The sequence below is a fragment of the Streptomyces sp. NPDC002536 genome, from assembly GCF_053594995.1.
On the sequence record NZ_JBSFWU010000223.1, the window covers coordinates 1 to 3638 of the forward strand.

Sequence of the window (3638 nt, forward strand, 5' to 3'; positions counted from 1 at the left end):
GGACCGTGTGGGAGAGTAGGACGCCGCCGAACTAATTGTGATAGCCGTAGGCCCTGGTCTTTGACCGGGGCCTACGGCATTTTTGCGTTATGGCAACCCTCGCGGAATTCGAGAAACAACGCCGCGGGCTCTGGGCCGTGGCCTACCGCATCGGGTCGTGGGCCGGACACCGGAGCCCGTACGGCAGTTGGTGTCGCGGGCTCGTCCAGTTCGTGCACCGGAACGATGCGTCGAGGCCGCTGTCGCTGACAGGACGTCCCGCGGCACGCCTCAAAGAACAGGTCGTGCGAGATCTCCCACGCGGCCGTCACCGCAGCCATCATCGCGGCCGTCAGCAGACCGGCGACCACGCCGTCGAAGAGGTTCGTCACCACGATCGCCCCGGCGGTCACCAGCAACACCGCGACCTTGCCGTGCTCTTCGCGCCGCAGCCTCCAGCCCGCGGGGACGAGGGCGCCGGCGAGGGCCGCCACCGGAATCAGGTCCAGGACCCACGGCAGCAGGGCCGCGACGACGATCCACCAGAGGCCCTCCCGCATGCGGGAGGCCTTCGCCGTGGCGACGAGCGCGAAGGCGAGTACGGCCCCGATCACCCCGAACTCGCCCAGCCGCGCGAAGTCGCCGCCGCCCGGCGGCTGCAGGAGATCGACCAGGCCGCGCACCCGGATCCGGGCCATGGGCAGATGCAGGGCGGTCACGACGGCGCTGGCGAGCGCGAAGGCGACGAGCGGGGCAGGCACCACGCGGGCCGCCCGCCGCAGGCGGGGCCACAGCACCAGGACGGCCGTCGTGCCGATGCCGACCGCTACGGCGGTCGGCGCGCCCGGCGAGACGATCGCGTCGACCAGCAGCGTCGCGAACCCGCCGAGCTTCTCGAGACCGTCTGCCGGAGCGGGGGCGGCGCCAGCGTTCGCGTCGACGAGCGCGTGCAGCTGCCCGGCGACCAGGACGATGCCGATGCCCGCAAGCATGCCCTGCGTGACGGTGACGGAGACCGTCCGGAAACGGCGTCCGATACGCGGCAGCCAGGCGACGACCAGGCTGGTCAGACCAGTCAGGCCGGTTCGTATACCGGTCGTGCGGGAGCAGCAGATGCGGCGAGCTGTCTTTCGGACAGGGCTGAGCAGGGGCTGCTGCATGAGACGCCTCCAGCGCGCGGCGAGGTGCGGAGTGAGAAGAAGGGCAGGAGGAGGACGGGACGCAGGCTCGCGTGGCTGGCGGAGGATCGGGCTGCCAACACTTGACCACAACCTGTCCAAATCCCGCTGGTGATTGGGAAGTTGATCTGTTTCCGCGAGGTAAACAGCGCACGGCCCCTGCCGAGGTGGCAGGATGTACGCCCCAAAGGCCGCAGAGCCCCCCGAAGCCCAGCGCAGCGAAGAGGTGAGCCCCGTGCCGTCGCACGTGCCGCAGTCCCGGACCCAGACGCAGACCGTCGCCGTTCTCGGAACCGGAAAGATCGGCGAGGCGCTGCTCAGCGGCATGATCCGGGCCGGCTGGTCGCCCGCTGGCCTGTTGTGCACCGCCCGCCGCCCCGAGCGCGCCGAGGCGCTCCGCGCCCGCTACGGCGTGGAGACCGTCAGCAACATCGACGCCGCCAAGGCCGCCGACACCCTGATCCTCGCCGTCAAGCCGCAGGACATGGCAGTGCTCCTCGACGAGCTCGCCCCGCACCTGCCCGCCGACCGGCTGATCATCAGCGCGGCGGCCGGCGTTCCCACCGCCTTCTTCGAAGAGCGGCTCCCGGCCGGCACCCCGGTCGTCCGCGTCATGCCGAACACCCCTGTTCTGGTCGACGAGGGCATGTCCGTCATCTCGGCAGGCTCGCACGCCTCCGAGGAGCACCTGCTCCGCGCCGAGGCCATCTTCAAGCCGGTCGGCAAGACCCTGCGCGTCCCCGAGTCCCAGCAGGACGCGGCCACCGCACTCTCCGGCTCGGGCCCCGCCTACTTCTACTACCTCGTCGAGGCCATGACGGACGCCGGCATCCTGCTCGGACTGCCGCGCGACAAGGCGCACGACCTGATCGTGCAGGCCGCCATCGGCGCCGCCGTCATGCTGCGCGACAGCGGTGAGCACCCCGTCAAGCTCCGCGAGGCCGTCACCTCACCGGCCGGCACCACCATCAGCGCCATCCGCGAGCTGGAGAAGCACGGCGTGCGGCACGCCCTCCTCGCCGCGCTGGAAGCCGCCCGCGACCGCAGCCGCGAGCTGGCCTCCGGCAACGGCTGACACGCCGCCGCTCGCTCTGTACTCCGCTTTCGCTGTCACTGTTACTGCCGCTGTCACTGCCGCTGTCGTTTCAGACGGACGGAAGCAGCCCGATCGCCCGGTACGCCGCGTCGACGGTCGGACGTGCCAGCGCCCGCGCGCGCTCGGCACCCTCGCGCAGCACACCGTCGACGTATGCCGGGTCGGCGGTCAGTGCTGCGTGCCGCTGCTGCAGCGGGCGCAGCACGTCGAGGACCGCCTCGGCGGTGTCCTTCTTCAGCGCGCCGTACGAGTCGTAGCCGGCGGCGAGGTGCTCCGGCTCGCCGCCCGTGCAGGCGGCAAGGATCTCCAGCAGGTTCGCCACGCCGGGGCGCGCCTCGCGGTCGTACGCGACATCGGTCCCGCTGTCCGTCACCGCGCGCATGATCTTCCTGCGCACGACGTCGGGCTCGTCGAGGAGATAGACGATGCCTGCCGTCTCCGCATGCGACTTCCCCATCTTGGAGGTGGGGTCCTGGAGGTCCATGACCCGCGCCGCCACGGTCGGGAGCACCGCCTTCGGGACGGTGAAGGTGTGGCCGTACCGCTGGTTGAAGCGCACGGCCAGGTCTCTGGTGAGCTCCACGTGCTGGGCCTGGTCCTCGCCCACCGGGACCTCGTCGGCTCCGTAGGCCAGGATGTCCGCGGCCATCAGCACGGGATACGTCAGCAGGGACAGTCGCACGCTCCCGCCCGACTCCCGCTCGCGCGCCGATTTCTCCTTGTACTGGATCATCCGGCGCATCTCGCCGTCGGTGGCGGTGCACTCGAGGAGATACGACAGCCGGGTGTGCTCGTCCACATGGCTCTGCACGAAGAGCGTGCAGAGCTCCGGATCCAGCCCCGCCGCCAGGAACAGCGTCGCCGCCTGCCGGCTCAGCCGCCGCACGCGGGCGGGGTCGTGCTCGACGGTCAGCGCGTGCAGGTCCACGACGCAGAAGAGGGCGTCGGCCCGGTGCTGGTCCGTCTCGACCCACTGCCGGACGGCGCCCAGGTAGTTGCCCAGGGTCAGGTGGCCGGTCGGCTTGACGCCGCTGAAGATGCGGGTGGACTTCGGGGTGGTCGTCATGGGTGCTGTCTCCTGGTGGACGGGACCACCGCCACGGACAGCAAAAACGGCCGCCGAGGCGGCGGCCGTTGGGTGCATGCGAGTACGCGCACAGGGGGTGGGCCGCCGTCAGGCGGGCCACCACAGCTGGGGACGGGCATGCATGGTCATGCGGCGACAGTACGCCCGGCAAACCCCCTTGCGCCACCGGTTTGATGGCGCGTACAGGCTCGTGTAGAGTTCTTCGAGTTGCCACGGGGTCCGCAAGGAAGCCGGGGCAGCGGTTCGAGCCGCATCGGCGGCGATCCACCACTTGTACGGCCCTTGAACGGGATGGATT

General features: G+C 70.6%; 3 protein-coding genes. 1 reads left to right on the forward strand and 2 read right to left on the reverse strand.

Annotated features, from left to right (window positions below; translation table 11 throughout):
- Positions 1–71: 71 nt before the first annotated feature.
- Positions 72–1139 (reverse strand): hypothetical protein, encoded by a 1068-nt coding sequence (locus ACWD4B_RS35480; RefSeq protein ID WP_451424633.1) that lies wholly within the window; start codon positions 1137–1139, stop codon positions 72–74.
- Positions 1140–1332: 193 nt separating this feature from the next.
- Here ACWD4B_RS35480 and proC point away from each other — a divergent pair, with 193 nt between their 5' ends.
- Positions 1333–2232 carry a pyrroline-5-carboxylate reductase gene (gene proC / locus ACWD4B_RS35485; protein WP_451424634.1) on the forward strand — a complete coding sequence of 300 codons (900 nt, stop codon included), beginning with the start codon at positions 1333–1335 and terminating at the stop codon, positions 2230–2232.
- 70 nt (positions 2233–2302) lie between these two features.
- On the opposite strand, the gene trpS is transcribed toward proC, so the two are convergent.
- Positions 2303–3319, reverse strand: coding sequence for a tryptophan--tRNA ligase (gene trpS, locus ACWD4B_RS35490; protein ID WP_451424635.1), 1017 nt, complete (start codon positions 3317–3319; stop codon positions 2303–2305).
- Between the last annotated feature and the right edge of the window lie 319 nt (positions 3320–3638).

Coding starts and splice junctions, on each gene's coding strand:
- ACWD4B_RS35480 (WP_451424633.1), bottom strand. CDS start 1,139: ATGCAGCAGCCCCTGCTCAGCCCTGTCCGAAAGACAGCTCGCCGCATC.
- proC (WP_451424634.1), top strand. CDS start 1,333: ATGTACGCCCCAAAGGCCGCAGAGCCCCCCGAAGCCCAGCGCAGCGAA.
- trpS (WP_451424635.1), bottom strand. CDS start 3,319: ATGACGACCACCCCGAAGTCCACCCGCATCTTCAGCGGCGTCAAGCCG.